Below are 17792 nucleotides of genomic sequence, written 5' to 3'. Positions count from 1 at the left end.
TCTTGCCTCTTTCTATACTGATTATTCCTCAATTGCTTCGTAATCGTCCGGAACAGTGATTCCGAGTTCGTCACAAATTGTTTTGTTATACATCTTTGTAACATTCGGTGCACTTTCAATATCCATGGTTGAGATATCTTTTCCATTTACAAGGATATCGTAAGCCATTTCACCTGCTCTGTATCCAATGTCATAGTAGCTGATAGAAAGAGTTGCAATACCACAGCCTGAGCAGATTCCCTGTTCACCTGCGATTACCGGTACTTTTGCCGGAAGACAGATATTGTTGATAATCTCTGTGTTAGATGCCATTGTATTATCAGTTGGGATGTAAAGTGCGTCGCACTCATCTACTGCACTTGTCACTACAGACTGGATTTCATTAGAATCTGCTGCTGTGTATTCTTTATACTTAATTCCATCTTTTTCAAGTGCTTCCTCAAACTTCTTCGCCTGGTATGCTGAGTTCGGTTCTGCTGAACAGTAAAGGATACCTACTGTTTTTGCATCCGGAAGGAGCTCTTTAAGCATTGCTTCCTGTTCATCGATCGGTGCAAGGTCACAGGTTCCTGAAATGTTCATGCCTGTTGATCCTGTCCAGTCAGAAATATCAAGAGCAGTTGCATAATCTGTAACAGATGTTCCAAGAATCGGGATCGTGCTTGTTGCAGCTGCTGCACACTGAAGAGCAGTTGTTGCATTTGCAAGGATCAAGTCATCATTGTCTGCCACAAAATTGTTTACGATGGTTGCGCAGTTTGCCTGTTCGCCCTGTCCGTTCTGAAGATCGAACTTCACTTTGTCTTTTCCGAATTTTTCTTCACAGGCTTCTTCAAATCCTTTGGTTGCCTCGTCAAGAGCTGCATGCTCAAGCTGCTGGCAGATACCGATCTTATATACCTTGTCTGATGAATCCTTTGAAGAAGATTCTTTGTCTGATGAACTTCCGCCACAGGCAGCAAGTGCCAGTGTCATTGCTGCAGTAAGTGATACTGCTAAAATTTTTCTTGCTTTCATAATAACATACCTCCATCTATGTTCTTTTCGAACAAACTTTTTCCGTTTTGGCTTTATAGCTTTAAACTTTAGCGGTTTAAACTTCAATGGTTTAAAGCTTTGCCGTGATATTGATTATAGCGTTTTTTTGTACTTTAGTCAAGGTATGTTACAAAAAGCTACAGAAATTCTAGCTTTTCCGGTCCATTATCCTGCAAAATAAAATCGCCGCCCCGGTACTGACCGCCGTTGCCGCAATCCCAGGTCCAACAACGGCTGTCGGATTCACGCTTCCGTACTGGCTCCGGTAGGCGATCACCGACACCGGGATCAGCTGCAGTGAAGAAATATTTACGATCAGGAAGGTACACATCTCATTGCTTGCAACGCCTCTTTTTCTTACCGGTCCTGCCGCTTTTCCAAGACGGCGGTCTTCTTCCAGCTTCTGAAGCTCTTCCATTGCTTCAAGACCTGCCGGAGTTGCCGCCCAGCCAAGTCCGAGGATATTTGCAATGATGTTTGCCGCGATTGGTTTTTCTGCCGGGTGATCTTTTGGCAGTTCTGGAAAGAGGAAATGGATCAGAGGGGAAAGGCAGTCAGCTGCCGTTTTCAGAATGCCGGATTTTTCTGCGATTTCCATGAGTCCGGTCCAAAAGGACATGACGCCCATCATCGTGATGCAAAGGGTGACGGCTTCTTTGGAGGAATCTAAGGCGGCGGTGGTGATGTCCGGCATTTTGCCGGAGAAAGCGGCAAAAAGGATGCCAATAAGAATCATTCCCGACCACAGGTAGTTGAGCATTTTTTCTCCTTTCTTGGATGGGGGAAACGTTGGGAAAGGGGACGCCGGGTGGAAAATAAATTGTGTTCAAATTCAAATTGTGCAAACCATTCCGACGAACCTCTTAGAGCGAGAATCGTGTTCAGCAATGGCTTCCACGATTCCTGAGTTTCGTCTCCATTGCACAAAAAATTGAATTTGAACACAATTTATTTTCCGCCCGGCTGACATTCTACAAGTCATACTTTTCCGCCAAACTATAAATGAGGAGTCGAAAAGCCTGCTCTTTGAGATTGCATCTCAAAGTTGCAGGCTTTTGCTGCGGTTTTCGATACATTTATATGTAGAAAACCATTTCTTTATTCAATTATTTTTCTCAGGATGTTCTTTTTTGTATAACTCTTTCATTCGATTAATTTCTTCTACAGTATATTCTTCTACCTCTGTTTTTGTCACTCTCTTAATATGTTGTTTTTTCAGGCGTAAGTATACATATTCCCGGAAGAGGGTGTAGAGTACGGATACCAGCGGGATGAATATGAGCATTCCTATGATTCCCAGAAGGTTGCCGCCAATGGTGACTGCGGCGAGGACCCAGATGGAAGGAAGACCTACGGAGCTGCCGACTACGTGTGGGTAAATCAGGTTACCTTCAATCTGCTGGAGGATCAGAAATACGAGGATGAAAAGGATTGCCTGTTTCGGGCTCACCATGAAGATTAGGAGGCAGCCAAGTACGCAGCCGATGAAGGCTCCAAAGATTGGGATCAGGGCTGTGAAGGATATGATGATTCCAATCAGCAGTGCATACGGCATTTTCAGTATACTTAATGTAATTACAAACATACTTCCGAGGATGACTGCTTCCAGACACTGTCCGGTAAGGAAGTTTGCGAAGGTACGGTAGGTCAGGGAACAGACTTCAAGAATCACTTCTGCTTTTCGTTTTGGAATAAACGCGAAAAACACTTTTCTCACCTGCACATGCAGTTTTTCTTTCTGGAAAAGAATATAGCAGGCAAAGGAAAAGGCAATAAAAAATGTAGTAACTCCACTGACGATGGAGCCAACTGCTGTCATCGTTGTATTCATAAAATTTCCCGCACCATTTCCGAGAATACTCATCCCCCACTGGATTGCCTTATTCGGATTGAACTCCACCTGGTTCACAAGATCCATGATTTCCCGGTTATTGTGTGTAAATTCCCGTACCCAACTCTGCATCTGCGGAATAAATTCTGCAATACTGTTCATCAGACTTCCAATTGTTGCCGTAAGCTGCGGAATCAGACCGAACATGACAAGCCCGATCACCCCCACTACCAGTACGATCGTAAGAAGAAGACTGATCGGTCTTGCAAGCTTTTCTGCCGCCTTACTTCCTTTCTCTTTTGCCTTTCCAAATAATTTTTTCTCCAGAAAGCTCATCGGAACATTGATCACAAACGCGATCGCACCGCCAAGAGCGAAGGGAAAAATAATCCCCCATACCGCCTTGATCACGCCAAAAACCACATCAAATTTCCACAATGCAACTACGATCAGCGCTGTAAATACGATCAATTCCCGGATTTTTTTTATAGATAATTTACTAAAATCCACTATTTTCTCCATTCTACTACAATATATTTATGGTTAATCCCCTTACAGCCAGTAAGAATTTCCCCTTCTTGTTACTCAGATAATTTTCCACGTACCCACTTCAGAAGCTGTATGATTGGAAAACAGGCAAATGCATATAGGTAGACAGTCCCAAGCTGTTCAAAGTTCAATGTTTCTACTTTGAACACCTGATGCAGCCCCGGAATTGTAAGTACAGCCGTGATCAGAATTGCGCCCAGTGCAAATGCGCCCTGCATCCATTTATTATTGAAAAACCGTTTGGTAAAAATCACCGGATGATCTGATTTACAGTTATATCCGTGAAACAGCCGTGCAAGACAGAGCGTTCCAAATGCATAAGTACTTCCAAGAAGTGCACCGTCCTGATGATATCCTGTCAGGAAACTGATCATCGTCATTACACCGATCACCAGTCCTTCCAGACCAATCTTTGACAGGAAATCTTTTGTCAGGATCGACTCATCTGCCGGTCTTGGCTTCTCATTCATCACATCACTGGTATGCGGTTCTACTCCCAGTGCAATTGCCGGGAGACTATCCGTCAGCAGGTTGATAAAAAGCAGATGAACCGGTGCAAACGGAACCGGAAGTCCTGTGATCGATGCATATAAAACAGCGAGAATTGCACCGAAGTTTCCCGATAACAGAAACTGGATCGCATACTTGATATTACGGTATAAGTTTCGTCCGTTTTCCACTGCTTTTACAATTGTGGCAAAATTATCGTCTGTAAGTACCATCGCCGCTGCATCTTTGGCAACTTCTGTTCCGGTTACTCCCATTGCAACACCTATATCTGCCTGCTTAAGAGCCGGTGCATCGTTGACACCGTCGCCGGTCATCGATACAATATTTCCGCGCTCTTGCCATGCACGGACGATCCGGATCTTATGTTCCGGCGAAACCCTTGCATAGACAGAAATCTTCGGGACAAATCCCCGCAACTCCTCGTCACTCATATTTTCAATCTCTGCGCCCTCACAGGCTTCGGATAAATCCTTTAAAATGCCGATCCGTTTTGCGATCGCTGCTGCCGTGATCTTATGGTCTCCCGTGATCATCACCGGACGGATGCCTGCTTTGATACATTCTTCTACTGCAGCTTTTGACTCTTCCCTCGGCGGATCCATCATTGCGATCATTCCGAGAAATACCAGATGGTCCTCATCCTCTGCGGTCAGCAGATGTTCTTCCGGAATCTCCCGGAAGGTAAATGCCAGCACTCGAAGACCTTCCATTGAAAATTCCTGATTCTGGCTCTGAATCTTTTCTTTATCTTCTTTTGTAATCTCCCGTATTCCATTTTCTGTCCAGATCCGGTCTGTCAGATCCAGGAGACGGTCAACCGCACCTTTGACGATCATCCGGTTTTCGCCGTCTATCCGGTGAAGCGTCGACATCATTTTCCGGTCACTGTCAAATGGAATCTCATCTTCTCTTGGATAACTTTCTCTTACTTCTGCAGCTTCCACTCCATAGCGGCTTCCCAGATTGATCAGCGCTGTCTCTGTCGGATCTCCGATTTCCACTCCATTTTCATTGGTAGAATCGTTACATAAAATGCTGCAATCAAGCAGAAATCTCTGTGCCGGATCTACCATATCGATCTCATCTGCCCGGATTCTTCTGCCTTCTATATAATAATCTTCAACAGTCATCTTATTCTGCGTGAGAGTTCCGGTTTTATCCGAACAGATCACGGAGACACTTCCAAGACCTTCTACCGCCTGCAGTTTTCGAATAATTGTATGCTCCTTGGCCATCTTCTGCGTTCCGAAAGAAAGGACGATTGTTACAATTGAACTTAATGCCTCCGGGATTGCTGCAACCGCAAGTGCTACTGCAAACATAAACGCGCTTCCGATATTTTCTCCACGAAATACACTGATTCCAAATAAGATTCCGCAAAATACCAGGATCAGAACCGAAAGCTTCTTTCCGAACTCTTCCAGATTCACCTGAAGCGGAGTCTGCTTTTCAGATGTTGCTTTCAAAAGTCCGGCAATCTTTCCGACTTCTGTCTGCATACCTACACTTGTCACAACGGCTCTTCCACGTCCGTAAGTAACAAAGCTTCCCGAAAATAACATATTGTTCCGGTCACCAAGCGGCACTTCCTCTTCGATTTCATCCAGGCTCTTCTCAACTGCAAGACTTTCCCCGGTCAGTGCACTTTCATCGATCTTCAGACTTGCGTTCTCGATCAGTCGTCCGTCTGCCGGAACATAATCCCCGGCTTCCAGAAGGATCACATCTCCAACTACCAGTTCTCTTGCCGGAATCGGTGTCACTGTACCATTCCTGAGAACCTTCGCCTCCGGTCCTGAAAGCTTTTTCAGGCTCTGAAGCGACTGCTCTGCTTTTACCGTCTGCACGGTTCCCAAAATCGCATTCATTGTAATGACGATCACAATAACTGCCGCACTTTCTGCGTCTCCTAAAATTCCTGAAATAATCGCCGATGCAATCAGGATAATCACCAAGAAATCCTTGTACTGCTCCAAAAAAATCTGCAGCACACTTTTTTTCTTTCCCTCCGCAAGCTCATTCCATCCACATTTTTCACGGGACTTTTCCACTTCTTTTATCGTAAGTCCCTCTTCTCTGCTTCCCATCTGTCCAAGCACTTCTTTTACCGATGACTGATAAATTTCTTTCATCCTTTCCGCCTCCTGTTTCTGAGTATTCACATTCCTGAATTTCTTATGCAACGAAGCTCTCTTTCGATAAAAATGTACAAAAAAAGAAACCCTTATTGCACAACAAATAATGCAATAAAAGTCTCACCATTTTCTTGTGGTACCGGATGCTTCCACCGTACTGACGACACCACAAACGCGGATTCCCTTGCGTAGGTTACTCCCCTTTATTAACGTAACTATATACCACGAATAGCCCGATTGTCAAGAAAATTTTAACCGGAGTCTCCAAAATCGGAAACTCCGGCAAATAATTTCATATCTTAGTTTGTAATTGTCTTTTCTGTCTCTTTGTCGAACACATGGATCTTTTCAGCATCGAATGCAAATGTAACTGTATCCCCTGTTCTTGCTGTTGTTCTAGGATCAACACGGGCTGTCATTGTAGCTCCTTCATAATCGAAGTGGAGATAAACTTCAGCACCAAGCATTTCATATACACGGATCTTAGCCTGAATAACTGTATTCGGTGAAGATGTGATAAACATCTGCTCATCATGTACATCTTCCGGACGGATTCCAAGGACAACAGTCTTTCCTTCATATCCTCCATCGATAAGTTTCTTTGCTTTTGACGGTGGAAGTTCAATATCAGCCGGTCCAACTTTGAGGACAACTTTGTCACCCTTCTTCTGGCATACAGCATCAAGGAAGTTCATCTGTGGTGATCCGATGAATCCTGCAACGAAGAGGTTGCATGGGGTATCATAAAGTACCTGTGGTGTATCTACCTGCTGAACAACACCTGCGTTCATAACTACGATTCTGGTTCCCAGTGTCATAGCTTCTGTCTGGTCATGTGTTACGTAGATGATTGTTGTACCAAGTCTCTGATGAAGTTTGGAAATCTCGATACGCATCTGTCCACGAAGTTTAGCATCCAGGTTGGAAAGTGGTTCATCCATAAGGAATACCTTCGGGTTACGAACGATTGCACGTCCCATAGCAACACGCTGTCTCTGTCCACCTGAAAGAGCTTTTGGTTTACGGTCAAGCAGTGGTTCAAGGTCAAGGATCTTAGCTGCTTCACGAACCATCTTATCAATCTCCGGTTTCGGAACTTTTCTTAATTTAAGTCCGAATGCCATGTTATCATATACAGTCATATGTGGGTACAGAGCATAGTTCTGGAATACCATCGCGATATCTCTGTCTTTTGGTTCTACATCATTTACCACTTTGTCACCGATCTTGAGTTCACCGCTTGTGATCTCTTCCAGACCTGCAACCATACGAAGTGTAGTAGATTTACCACATCCAGATGGTCCTACAAAAATGATAAATTCTTTATCTTCAATTTCAAGGTTGAAATCTTTAACTGCTTCAAATCCGTTCGGATATGTTTTGTTAATATGCTTTAATGATAAGCTTGCCATTTATTTTTCCTCCTAAATCTTTGTGCGATTCTTACACACGCTGTCGCTGTTCTTGTTTCTGAAATAAAGTATATCTTTTTTTACATCGTCGGTCTATGACCGGGTTGAACAAAGATTTTTCAAGAAGGTGTACAAATTGACGAAAGCCTTACAGCAGTTCTTTATAAATGTCCCTCTTTCCGACTCCGCGGTCTTTTGCCACCTTTTTCATGGCTTCTTTCTTATCGATTCCCTGGTTCATATAATAATCCATATGCTCCTGAACCGTCATTTCTTCCCATTTTGCGCGCTCCTCCTGTAAAATGCTCTCCCGGCTCTTCCCCTCGATCACAAGCACACACTCCCCCTTCGGATCGTTGCTCTCGTAATAGGAAACCGCTTCCGCAAATGTGGTGCGAAATACAGTCTCATGCTTTTTTGTAAGTTCCCGGCACACAGTCAGATGTCTGTCCCCACCTAGAACTTCTCCAAGCTCTCTCAAGGTTCTCACCAGACGGTGCGGTGCTTCGTAAACGATCATCGTTCTTGTCTCATCTACAAGCTCACCCAGGACTGCCTGTCTTTCCTTTTTGTCCGTTGGAAGAAATGCTTCAAATGCAAATCTTCTGGTGGAAAGCCCGGAAAGTGTCAGTGCCGTAATACAGGCAGCGGCTCCCGGAAGGGAAGTGACCGTAATTCCGGCTTCATAGCACATTTTCACCAGTTCCTCACCCGGATCTGAGATTCCCGGTGTGCCGGCATCGGTGATCAGTGCAATATTTGTCCCTGCAAGAAGTTTCTCCACCAGAGCATGTCCTTTGTCTATCTTATTATATTCATGATAACTGGTCATCGGTGTTTTGATCTCAAAATGGTTCAGCAGTTTAATACTGTTCCTGGTATCTTCCGCTGCAATCAGGTCAACCTCTTTCAGCGTCCGGATCACCCGGAACGTCATATCCTCCAGATTGCCGATCGGCGTTGCGCACAAATATAATGTTCCTGCCATAGTTACTCCTTTCCAGTCCCTGTCATTCCGTAATGTTCCAGGATTTCCCGTGTATAACTGCCATCTTTCTCATAAACGATCAGCGGCGGCTCCACGGTCATCCGCGATTTCGCGCCACGGATTCCCTCGATCAAAACCATGTTTGGCTCCTTATCCACATATGGATACACCAGGCGCATCCGCTTCGGCTCCAGCTTCGCCTCGCACATTGCCGTCAAGATCTCGGCAAGCCGGAACGGTCTGTGTACCATGTAAAATCTGCCTCCGGCTTTTAAAGTCCGCGCACTTTCCCGGATAATATCATCCAATGTACAAAGGACTTCATGCCTTGCGATCGCCTTGGCACTCTCCGGATTGGCAAGCCCATGCCCACCGATCATATACGGCGGATTCGTTGTGATCACATCCATGGAACCGTGTCCAAATATCTGTGACGCTTCTTTGATATCTCCCGTCACAATGTCGATCTGCTCCTCAAGCTGGTTGTGCCGGACGCTCCGGCGCGCCATATCTGCGCTCTCTTCCTGGATCTCCAGCCCTGTAAAATGTTTTCCTTTTGTCTTTGCGGCCAAAAGAATCGGGAGAATTCCCGTTCCTGTTCCAAGATCAAGAACGCATTCTCCCGCTTTTACTTTGGCAAAGGCACTTAAAAGCACTGCATCCATTCCGAAGCAGAACCGCCCCGGGCTCTGGATGATCTCATAGCCTTTTATCTGTAAATCATCGAGCCGTTCTCCCGGCTTAAGATTATTTGTCATCTAACTTTGACGCTCCTTCACCTTTCTCCAGAGCTGCAAGCTCTTTCATTTCCTGTTTGGAAAGTTTCACATCCTTTTTCCGGCGGCGCGGTTTGAACTTCAGGTCAGCTGCCGGATATTCACGGATTTCTTTCTCATCATTGTCCAGAGTTACAATAACCCTGACAAGCTGACGCAGTACGCTTAATGACTGTACTTCACCTTTCAGGCCTTCCGGAGTTGTCACTGACTCACCTACAGACGGAAGATTATTGTTGAGTTCCTCGTATGTCTCTTCCTCATTTGTCAGGCAGCACATCAGTCTGCCACATACACCTGAAATCTTAGTCGGGTTCAGCGACAGATTCTGTTCTTTTGCCATCTTGATTGAAACCGGTGCAAACTCAGACAGATAGGTGTGGCAACAAAGCTCTCGTCCACAGATCCCGATTCCTCCGCGGATCTTCGTCTCGTCTCTTACACCGATCTGGCGAAGTTCAATCCTGGTACGGAATACCGCTGCCAGATCCTTTACCAGTTCACGAAAATCAATTCTCCCGTCTGCGGTAAAGTAAAACAGCACTTTATTGTTGTCAAAGGTATATTCTGCATCGATCAGCTTCATCTCCAGCTCATGCTTGTGGATCTTTTCCAGACAAATCTGAAATGCTTCTTTTTCTTTTTTGCGATTCTTTTCTTCTACACGGCGGTCATCCTCTGTCGCCAGGCGGATCACTGTCTTAAGAGGCTGGGTGATCTCTTCATCCTTCACTTCCTTCGGTCCCATCACAACGTTACCGAATTCTACTCCTCTCGCAGTCTCTACAATTACCTGATCGCCACGCTTCACCTCAAATTTGCCCGGTGAGAAAAAATAGATCTTTCCTGCAGTCCGAAAACGGACTCCAATTACTTTTGTCATTCCCTAGTTCTCCTTTATTGTCAACAGAAGAAGTTCCATGACAAGATCAAAGTTGACATTGGCGCGCAGTCTCGCCTTTGCTTTCTCAAGTGCTTCCAGAATTGTCTCAATTCCTTCATAAGAGCTCTTTTTCGCACGCTCCCTGATACTGTCGATCTCTTCACCGAAAATCAGTCTGTCGATATTCATTGTTGCTTTATAGATCAGAACATCACGATACCAGATCATAAGGATGTCCAGATAATCTGTGATCTCAATCTTGTAAGCGGAAATCCGTTTCACAGCTTCCACCAGATCACCGAGTTCCATGGTATCGATATTCTTCAGCAGACGAACTGCCTCATCTTTAATTTCATTAAAATGCTCAGAGCCTGCCAGCATAGCAGCTTTTCCAATATTGCCCTGTGCAAATGCAGTACACACGTCTGCCTTGTAATCAGGAACCTGAAGCTGCTCCATCAGATACCTTTTCACAAGCTGATCCTTAATGTTACGGAGCTTCAGCATAACGCATCTTGAGCAGATCGTTGGGAGCAGACTGTTCGCATTCTCTGTAAGAAGCAGAATTACCGCATAAGCAGGTGGCTCTTCGATTGTCTTCAACAGAGCATTCTGTGCCTGTACAGTCATCATATCTGCATCCGGCACAATGTAGATCTTGTATTTTCCATTATAAGGCTTCACCTGAATATCCCCATTGATCTGAACCCGGATATCATCTACACTGATGCTGTTCGGCTTTTCATGCGTTACCCAGATAATATCCGGATGATTGCCGCTGACTGCCTGCTTGCACGAATGGCACTCATAGCACGGTTCTGTTCCGCCCTTTTCGCACTGCAGAGTCTGTGCAAAAAGACCTGCAAGCATCTTCTTTCCTGATCCCTTCTCGCCGTTCAGAATATAAGCGTGTGATACTTTATCTTCTGTAACCGCGTTCTGTATATACTGAATGATCTCGCTATGTCCTACGACATCTTTAAATCCTGACATATTATCACCCTCTTCTTTCTTACTATTCCATTAGTATAACATAAATTTATGCAGATACCTAGAGCAAATTCCTGTGGTCTTTCTGAATTATTTCTGAAAATTCTGCGAATTTCGCTTTGCAGGTATGCTTTTCAATAATAAAAGATGACAACTTTTTCGATATGTTTTATAATAGACATAAATATATAAAGATTCTGTATCCAATGATGTAATCAGATTGCTCTATTGTTACGCAATTTATTCTTTTGATACTTACATCATACAATTTATGAATATAAATTTTTTAACCAGACAAACTTTATATAAGTTTCTTACACAGAAAGGGGATGAACTCATGCTGGAAGTAAAAAATCTTACATTCCAGGTGAATGAAAACGGAATAGAACGCAGCATTGTAGAAAATATCAGTTTTAACGTAGAAGACGGAGAAATGCTGGTGATCACCGGTCCGAACGGCGGTGGCAAATCCACACTTGCAAAAGTGCTAATGGGGATTGACCAGGCAAGTGCCGGACAGATCATCTTAGACGGAACCGATATCAGTGATTATGATATCAATCACAGGGCAGAAGCCGGAATCGGTTACGCATTCCAGCAGCCACCGCGCTTCAAGGGAATGACGGTAAGCAAGCTTTTATCACTTGCGGCTGGAGAAGATCTGACAAGAGATGTCTGTTGCAGACTTTTAAGTACCGTTGGACTTTGTGCCAACGAATACATTGAACGTGAAGTAGACGGAACCTTATCCGGCGGTGAAATGAAGCGTCTGGAAATTGCAACCGTTCTCGCAAAGCCGCACAAACTCTGTATTTTCGATGAACCGGAGGCCGGAATCGATCTCTGGAGTTTTTCTATGCTGATCGAACAGTTTGAAAAAATGCACAAAGAGAAAAAGCAGAGTCTTATTCTTATTTCTCATCAGGAGAGAATCATCCAGATGGCTGACCGGATCATGGTGATCGAAGGCGGAAAGATTGCTTCGATCGGACAGACTGCTGATATCCTTCCACAATTATTAGGAAAGACAGCCGATTCTTACAGCTGTCTGAAATGTAGATAACAGGGGAGGAACATACAATGACTTTATTGGATAAAATTACAGAAAAAGTATTAGCACAGATCGATGACACCGGTTTTACACAGTCCGGTGCATTCAATTTACGACATAATGGAATCGCTCTCTGCCACGGAGACAGTGAGCATATTAAAATCAAGAAAAAACAGGACAAGCCGGGAATCGATATTTTCATCGATGGAAAAACAGACGGCGAAGAAGTTCATATTCCGGTTGTTGTTGATGCAAGCGGAATGACGGACGTTGTTTACAATGATTTTTATGTAGCAGAAGGTGCAAATGTAACTATCGTTGCCGGATGTGGTATCCACAACAGCGGATGTAACGAAAGCCGCCATGATGGTATTCATACTTTCCATGTGGAAAAAAATGCAAATGTACGCTATGTAGAAAAGCATTACGGAGAGGGCGAAGGCACCGGAACCCGTGTACTCAATCCTGTTACCGAAGTTTATCTTGGTGAAAATTCTGTATTTACACTGGATACTGCTCAGATCAAAGGAGTCGATTCTACGGTTCGTGAAAATAATGTACATCTGGAAGCCGGTTCCAAGCTTTATGTCATTGAAAAACTGATGACACATGGAAAACAGGAAGCTACTTCAAATATGATGGTGGAACTGCTCGGAGAAGGCAGCTCTGCGCAGATCGTATCCCGTTCGGTCGCAAAAGGCGAATCCAGACAGGTCTTCCATCCGAGGGCTGTCGGAAAGAACCGTTGCCATGCACATGTTCAGTGTGATTCCATTATCATGGATCATGCAGAAGTAAGTTCAATTCCTGAGATCAATGCGAAGCATGTGGATGCGGCTATTATCCACGAAGCTGCAATCGGAAGGATCAATGATGAGCAGTTGATCAAGCTGCGGACTCTTGGAATGACGGAAGAGGAAGCAGAAGGGGTGATTATTGAGAACTTCTTAAATTAGAGTCATACGTGTAGTAGTAAAAGAGACGAAAAAGACAAAATTATCCTCTGGCTATGCTCAGTTGCACTAACCATTCCACCGAGCCTTTGAAAGCATCAATTGTGTCAGCAATGGCTTCCACAATTGATTAAGTCTCGGTTCCATAGTGCAAAATTCGCAGATCCAGAGGATAATTTTTGTCTTTTTCTGTGTCTTAACTCCACTACATTATAAAATCTTATTTAAGTTTCAAGAATTTCTCAATGCAGGATTCATCTGAACAGGTGGACCTGTCTCACTGGGGTGTTGAGATCGGTGTTATTTATGAATGGTTGAGTTTTGTATGGTTTATAGCTGACTCTGCTTTTTTAGTATTTTTTTACAGATTTTTTCGAGGATGTCTTCAAGGTCTGTGTTTTCGTAGCGTTCTGTGATTCCGGCGTGGGCGAGGTTTTCTTCGGAGAAATCTTTGGAATCGGCGAGGAAACGGCGGCACATTTCGGCGTATTTGGGTTCTTTCTGGGTTTTCTCACGGGCGAGGGCGCGGGTTAAGCGCTCTCCGTCTTCTACCTCGATGTAAAGTGGAACTACTTTTTCGTTTCCAAAATAGGTTTTCAATTTTTCATAGGATTCAAGGGTTCCGATCATGAGATAATCCTGATTTTTTTGTTCAAAATTGAACTGTCCGTCATCAGCGGTGAAATAGTGCCAGATACCATAAACTGTATTGTAAGCACGTTCTTCGATCAATCGGCCTTCTGTTTTGAACTTTTCAAGTTCAGTTTCGTCTGTAAAAAAATATTCTTCGCCTTCTTTTTCTCCCTCACGCCGTGGACGGGTTGTATAGATCGTTACATTTTTTAACTGTGGCATTCTTTTTCTCAATTCTTTGTAGATTGTGTCTTTCCCCGTTGAACTTTTTCCCATCAGATAATATATTTTACTCATGTTTCCACACCTTTATCTTGCCTTCCGTCTGTATTCCTTCTATTTGGAGATTCTGTGTTTCATAATAACAAAGAAGTTCTACTGCTTCCCGGCTGATCCGCTCTCCGGGTACGATAACCGGGCTTCCCGGTGGGTAGAGATATGCGTATTCCAGAGAAATGTGTCCTTCACTTTCTTTCCACGGAATCTCTTCTGCTTCTCCGTCTTCTTCCCGGTCTGCTGCCTCCTGCGGTGTAAAATACTGCTCCAGTCTAGGAAGCTCTCCGGAAATCTCTATGCTTCCGGAAACGGCTGTTTTTGCTTCCAGCTGACCGTCTATTTCCAGTAACGCAGCTTTTAACCTGTCCAGTCCTTCCTGCGTATCTGCCACGGTCGTCATCGCAAGTACATAGGTTCCTCCGGTCATTTCCATTTCCAGATGATATTCTTTTCGCAGCCGTTCCGCAAGCTCCGGACTTGTAATATTTGCATTTGCTGTGGAAATCACAACTTTGGAAATATCATAATGTTCTGTACGGAGAATCGGTAAATGCTGTAATGGTTCCAGCTCTTCTCTGAACTTTTGTAGTCTCTCCACATAAAGTTCAAAGGCATTTTCACATTTTCCATCCACAAAATCCACACAGGCATCCAGACTTGCCATGAAAATATAGGATGGACTGCTACTCTGTAACATATCCAGATACTTCTTGAGCCTTCTGCGGTTTACAATTTTTCCGTTGATATGCAGGATTGCAGTCTGTGTAAGAGACGGCAGTGTCTTGTGCAGACTATTGATCACCACATCTGCTCCCAGATCATTTGCGCGCCCCGGAAATGCCGGATGAAATCCGAAATGCGGTCCATGTGCTTCATCTACGATCAGTGGAATCCTATACGAATGTGCCACTTCTGCAATTCCTTTCACATCCGATACCACGCCATCATAATTTGGAGATACGATCACAACGGCTTTGATATCCGGCTCTGCAGCAAGTGCTTTTGCCACATCTTCTTTGCTGATCTCCCCGTTCATATGCATGGAAATATCAAATTCCGGATACACATAGCGCGGTACAAGACCATTCATATAGATTGCATGGTAAATGGATTTGTGACAATGGCGTGCCACCAGAATCTTATCTCCCCGGTGCGTACATCCCATCACTGCACTTAAAATTCCGGCAGTACTTCCATTTACCAGAAAATGGCTTTCCTCTGCCCCAAATACTCTTGCGGCTCTTTCCTGCTCTTCTTTTAAAATACCATCTGCGTGATGCAGATCATCGAAACCATCGATTTCCGTGATATCCAGATCGTATGGGAGTTCAATTCCAAGAAGTGCCTTGTTTCTCTTATGTCCCGGCATGTGAAATGCGTAAAAATCGCTCTCGGAATATGCTTTTAATTTATCGTATAGTCGTTCCATTTGATACCTCTTTAAGTCTTTTAGAAACATCATATAATTTTTCTTCCGAAAACGCAAGAGGACGAAACGGTTCTCCCATTTCGTCCTTTCCATATATTCCGGCTTACACAGCCACAATCTCAAACACTTTCGCCTGGAAATCTCCCTTATCATTCACGCCCTTCTTCCATATACCGGACGCAGAATCGGACAGGATCATTCCAACTTGCATCAGCTCATCGCCATAGCAGTCATAATCATATCCGCTGACCTTATAACAGGTATCTTCTTTCAGCCCTTTCAGCTTCAGTCTCTTAAATCCAACATTGACCGGCTGCATTACCCGGTAATAACCGACCAGCGCCTTCTTCTGATCCTCCGATACGATCATCCATGCGGTCTCATTTCCCTCAAACGGACTCTTCAGTCGATAGAAAGTTCCTTTCTGGATCAGATCTCTCTTCTCCTTCATAAATGCGATCTGACGGCGGATTTCTGCCTTATCTTCCTCGCCAAGCTTTAAAAGGTCAAGCTCATATCCAAAAGTTCCAAAGTAAGCCACATCTGCTCTTGTCTCGATCGGTGTCACACGGTTTGTCTGATGGTTCGGTGAAGCTGATACATGGCTTCCCATACAGCTTACCGGATAGACCATAGAAGTTCCATATTGGATCTTCAGACGTTCAATCGCATCGGTATCATCCGAAGTCCATCCCTGCGGTGCATAATAAAGCATTCCCGGGTCAAATCTTGCCCCACCACTTGCACAGGATTCAAACAATACATGCGGAAAACGGCTGGTCAGGCGCTCATACAGTTCATACACACCAAGGATATATTTGTGGCAGACCTTTCCCTGATACTCTCTGTCATTTCCATTGGAGAACACCTCTGAAAATGTACGGTTCATATCCCATTTGATATAAGATACCGGCACTTCTGCAAGAAGATTTTCCAGCATGTCCCCGATATATTCACGTACCTCTTTCTTAGAAAAATCCAGTACATACTGTGTCCGGCTGTGGCAGATCCGCTTGCCCTGTTCTGCAAGAAGCCAGTCCGGATGCGCCCTGTACAGATCACTGTCTTTGTTCGTCATCTCCGGTTCAATCCAGAGCCCGAATTTTAAACCTTTGTCATTGATCTTTTCTGCCAGCTCCTTTAACGTTCCTTTCAACTTTTCCTCATTCGGATACCAGTCGCCAAGGGAAGAAGTACTGTCATCTCTCTTTCCAAACCATCCATCATCCAATACAAAAAGCTCCATTCCAAGATCTGCTGCCGCATCCGCAAGTCCCAGAAGCTTTGGCGCATCAAAATCAAAATAAAATGCTTCCCAGCTGTTGATCAGGATCGGGCGAACCTTATCTCTCCATGTTCCCCTTGCCAGACGTGTGCGGTACAGCTTATGAAAGGTCTGGCTCATTCCGTTAAGTCCGGCTTCCGAATATATCATTACCATCTCCGGTGTCTGGAAGGATTCGCCTTTTCCAAGTGTCCACTTAAATCCGTTCGGATGGATTCCCATCAGCACACGGGCGGTATCATAGTTATCCACCTCAGTCTGCGCAAGAAAATTGCCGCTGTACACCAGACTGAATCCGTAAACCTGTCCCTGGAACTCGTCTGCATTTTCACGGGCAAGCGCAAAGAACGGGTTGAACTGATAGCTGCTGCATCCACGCATACTGTAAATGCTCTGGATACCGTAATCCAGCTTATGTCTTCTCACATAGCGCTCTCTCGCCCACACACCGGCAAGATCGATCATCTCATAATCCTTGTCCGGCAGATCCACACAGGCGCTCATTGCAGAAAGAAGCGTGATCTTTTCGTCAGAATCACATTCAAAACGTACACTTCTCGCGATCACCGGAAATGCTTCATAGATCGTATATAAAAGGACAATTCTTGTATTGATACTTGTATCCTCCAGAACCAGTTCCAGAGTCTGCGCCTCATCACCACTTTCTACATAAGTCGCCGGAAGTCCTTCAAGCTTTGGTTTGCCATTATAAATTTTATGCTCTTTATATACAAACTCGACTACATGGCTTCCGTTCTCCCGCTCGATCTCATATGCCGGAAAACGCATATCTCCGCAGCCGAAAGTCGGATACTCCTGCTTGATATTCTCCAGTGAGAATGTAGAATTTCCCTCGAAAGCATACGGTGACATATCACGCATCGCATATTCAAAAAGATGGCTGAAATCTTCTTTATGTGTCAGGCGTTTTCCATAGTAGAGCTGTCCCGGCTGGTCGTTGTCAAGGATCTTGATGATATAGCTGATCTCCTGGTTGTAAAGATGAAACTCTCTTGTTTTTTCGTTGTATATGATTGGCATATCGTTTCTCCT

Annotated in this window: 14 protein-coding genes; 2 read left to right on the top strand and 12 right to left on the bottom strand. The window is 44.4% G+C overall.

Translation table 11 applies throughout. The annotated features are described in order from the left end of the window. Positions 1-21: 21 nt before the first annotated feature. The 9 genes from PGZ10_RS05435 to holB all read right to left on the bottom strand — a co-directional run bounded on the left by PGZ10_RS05435 (position 22) and on the right by holB (position 11115). A complete protein-coding gene (locus tag PGZ10_RS05435) occupies positions 22-1017 on the bottom strand; it encodes an ABC transporter substrate-binding protein (protein WP_195479171.1) in 996 nt (331 codons plus the stop codon). A 169-nt stretch (positions 1018-1186) separates the two neighbouring features. Beyond that, positions 1187-1798 carry a nucleoside recognition protein gene (locus tag PGZ10_RS05430; RefSeq protein ID WP_118199135.1) on the bottom strand — a complete coding sequence of 204 codons (612 nt, stop codon included), beginning with the start codon at positions 1796-1798 and terminating at the stop codon, positions 1187-1189. 342 nt (positions 1799-2140) lie between these two features. After that, the gene (locus PGZ10_RS05425; protein ID WP_270540892.1) at positions 2141-3379 is read right to left on the bottom strand and encodes an AI-2E family transporter; all 1239 of its coding nucleotides are present in this window, start codon (positions 3377-3379) and stop codon (positions 2141-2143) included. Between the two features lie 71 nt (positions 3380-3450). Next, positions 3451-6060 carry a cation-translocating P-type ATPase gene (locus PGZ10_RS05420; protein WP_270540890.1) on the bottom strand — a complete coding sequence of 870 codons (2610 nt, stop codon included), beginning with the start codon at positions 6058-6060 and terminating at the stop codon, positions 3451-3453. 302 nt (positions 6061-6362) lie between these two features. Next, on the bottom strand, positions 6363-7475 hold the full coding sequence (locus tag PGZ10_RS05415) for an ABC transporter ATP-binding protein (protein ID WP_117558729.1): 1113 nt from the start codon (positions 7473-7475) through the stop codon (positions 6363-6365). Between the two features lie 148 nt (positions 7476-7623). Continuing rightward, positions 7624-8463, bottom strand: a complete 840-nt coding sequence (gene rsmI, locus PGZ10_RS05410) for a 16S rRNA (cytidine(1402)-2'-O)-methyltransferase (protein ID WP_118218430.1) — start codon at positions 8461-8463, stop codon at positions 7624-7626. A 2-nt stretch (positions 8464-8465) separates the two neighbouring features. Then, positions 8466-9221 (bottom strand): tRNA1(Val) (adenine(37)-N6)-methyltransferase, encoded by a 756-nt coding sequence (locus tag PGZ10_RS05405; RefSeq protein ID WP_117558725.1) that lies wholly within the window; start codon positions 9219-9221, stop codon positions 8466-8468. Further along, positions 9211-10122, bottom strand: a complete 912-nt coding sequence (locus PGZ10_RS05400; RefSeq protein ID WP_117558723.1) for a PSP1 domain-containing protein — start codon at positions 10120-10122, stop codon at positions 9211-9213. The genes PGZ10_RS05405 and PGZ10_RS05400 overlap by 11 nt, the downstream gene beginning before the upstream one ends. A 3-nt stretch (positions 10123-10125) precedes the next feature. Then, positions 10126-11115, bottom strand: coding sequence for a DNA polymerase III subunit delta' (gene holB, locus PGZ10_RS05395; protein WP_117824643.1), 990 nt, complete (start codon positions 11113-11115; stop codon positions 10126-10128). Positions 11116-11449: 334 nt separating this feature from the next. On the opposite strand from holB, the gene PGZ10_RS05390 reads away from it, so the two are divergent. Both PGZ10_RS05390 and PGZ10_RS05385 read left to right on the top strand, forming a co-directional pair. Continuing rightward, the gene (locus PGZ10_RS05390) at positions 11450-12175 is read left to right on the top strand and encodes an ABC transporter ATP-binding protein (RefSeq protein ID WP_022220430.1); all 726 of its coding nucleotides are present in this window, start codon (positions 11450-11452) and stop codon (positions 12173-12175) included. Positions 12176-12192: 17 nt separating this feature from the next. Then, positions 12193-13119: a SufB/SufD family protein gene (locus tag PGZ10_RS05385; RefSeq protein ID WP_270203203.1), complete on the top strand. Its 927-nt coding sequence runs from the start codon at positions 12193-12195 to the stop codon at positions 13117-13119. Between the two features lie 327 nt (positions 13120-13446). On the opposite strand, the gene PGZ10_RS05380 is transcribed toward PGZ10_RS05385, so the two are convergent. The 3 genes from PGZ10_RS05380 to PGZ10_RS05370 form a co-directional block, all read right to left on the bottom strand. Then, positions 13447-14046: a guanylate kinase gene (locus PGZ10_RS05380; RefSeq protein WP_117835359.1), complete on the bottom strand. Its 600-nt coding sequence runs from the start codon at positions 14044-14046 to the stop codon at positions 13447-13449. Then, positions 14039-15454, bottom strand: a complete 1416-nt coding sequence (locus tag PGZ10_RS05375; protein ID WP_270540888.1) for an aminotransferase class I/II-fold pyridoxal phosphate-dependent enzyme — start codon at positions 15452-15454, stop codon at positions 14039-14041. The genes PGZ10_RS05380 and PGZ10_RS05375 overlap by 8 nt, the downstream gene beginning before the upstream one ends. Before the next feature lie 103 nt (positions 15455-15557). Continuing rightward, on the bottom strand, positions 15558-17780 hold the full coding sequence (locus PGZ10_RS05370) for an alpha-galactosidase (protein ID WP_270540886.1): 2223 nt from the start codon (positions 17778-17780) through the stop codon (positions 15558-15560). Positions 17781-17792 lie beyond the last annotated feature (12 nt).

Origin of the sequence: Coprococcus sp. AF102-57, from assembly GCF_027686195.1 — a bacterium.
In the GTDB taxonomy this organism is placed as follows: Bacteria; Bacillota; Clostridia; order Lachnospirales; family Lachnospiraceae; genus Allocoprococcus; species Allocoprococcus comes.
This window is presented reverse-complemented; position numbering and strand designations above follow the sequence as displayed.

Excerpts from the sequence above, each read along its gene's own strand:
- PGZ10_RS05435 (WP_195479171.1), bottom strand. The coding sequence starts at position 1,017 with ATGAAAGCAAGAAAAATTTTAGCAGTATCACTTACTGCAGCAATGACA.
- PGZ10_RS05430 (WP_118199135.1), bottom strand. The coding sequence starts at position 1,798 with ATGCTCAACTACCTGTGGTCGGGAATGATTCTTATTGGCATCCTTTTT.
- PGZ10_RS05420 (WP_270540890.1), bottom strand. The coding sequence starts at position 6,060 with ATGAAAGAAATTTATCAGTCATCGGTAAAAGAAGTGCTTGGACAGATG.
- PGZ10_RS05415 (WP_117558729.1), bottom strand. The coding sequence starts at position 7,475 with ATGGCAAGCTTATCATTAAAGCATATTAACAAAACATATCCGAACGGA.
- rsmI (WP_118218430.1), bottom strand. The coding sequence starts at position 8,463 with ATGGCAGGAACATTATATTTGTGCGCAACGCCGATCGGCAATCTGGAG.
- PGZ10_RS05405 (WP_117558725.1), bottom strand. The coding sequence starts at position 9,221 with ATGACAAATAATCTTAAGCCGGGAGAACGGCTCGATGATTTACAGATA.
- PGZ10_RS05400 (WP_117558723.1), bottom strand. The coding sequence starts at position 10,122 with ATGACAAAAGTAATTGGAGTCCGTTTTCGGACTGCAGGAAAGATCTAT.
- holB (WP_117824643.1), bottom strand. The coding sequence starts at position 11,115 with ATGTCAGGATTTAAAGATGTCGTAGGACATAGCGAGATCATTCAGTAT.
- PGZ10_RS05390 (WP_022220430.1), top strand. The coding sequence starts at position 11,450 with ATGCTGGAAGTAAAAAATCTTACATTCCAGGTGAATGAAAACGGAATA.
- PGZ10_RS05385 (WP_270203203.1), top strand. The coding sequence starts at position 12,193 with ATGACTTTATTGGATAAAATTACAGAAAAAGTATTAGCACAGATCGAT.
- PGZ10_RS05380 (WP_117835359.1), bottom strand. The coding sequence starts at position 14,046 with ATGAGTAAAATATATTATCTGATGGGAAAAAGTTCAACGGGGAAAGAC.
- PGZ10_RS05375 (WP_270540888.1), bottom strand. The coding sequence starts at position 15,454 with ATGGAACGACTATACGATAAATTAAAAGCATATTCCGAGAGCGATTTT.
- PGZ10_RS05370 (WP_270540886.1), bottom strand. The coding sequence starts at position 17,780 with ATGCCAATCATATACAACGAAAAAACAAGAGAGTTTCATCTTTACAAC.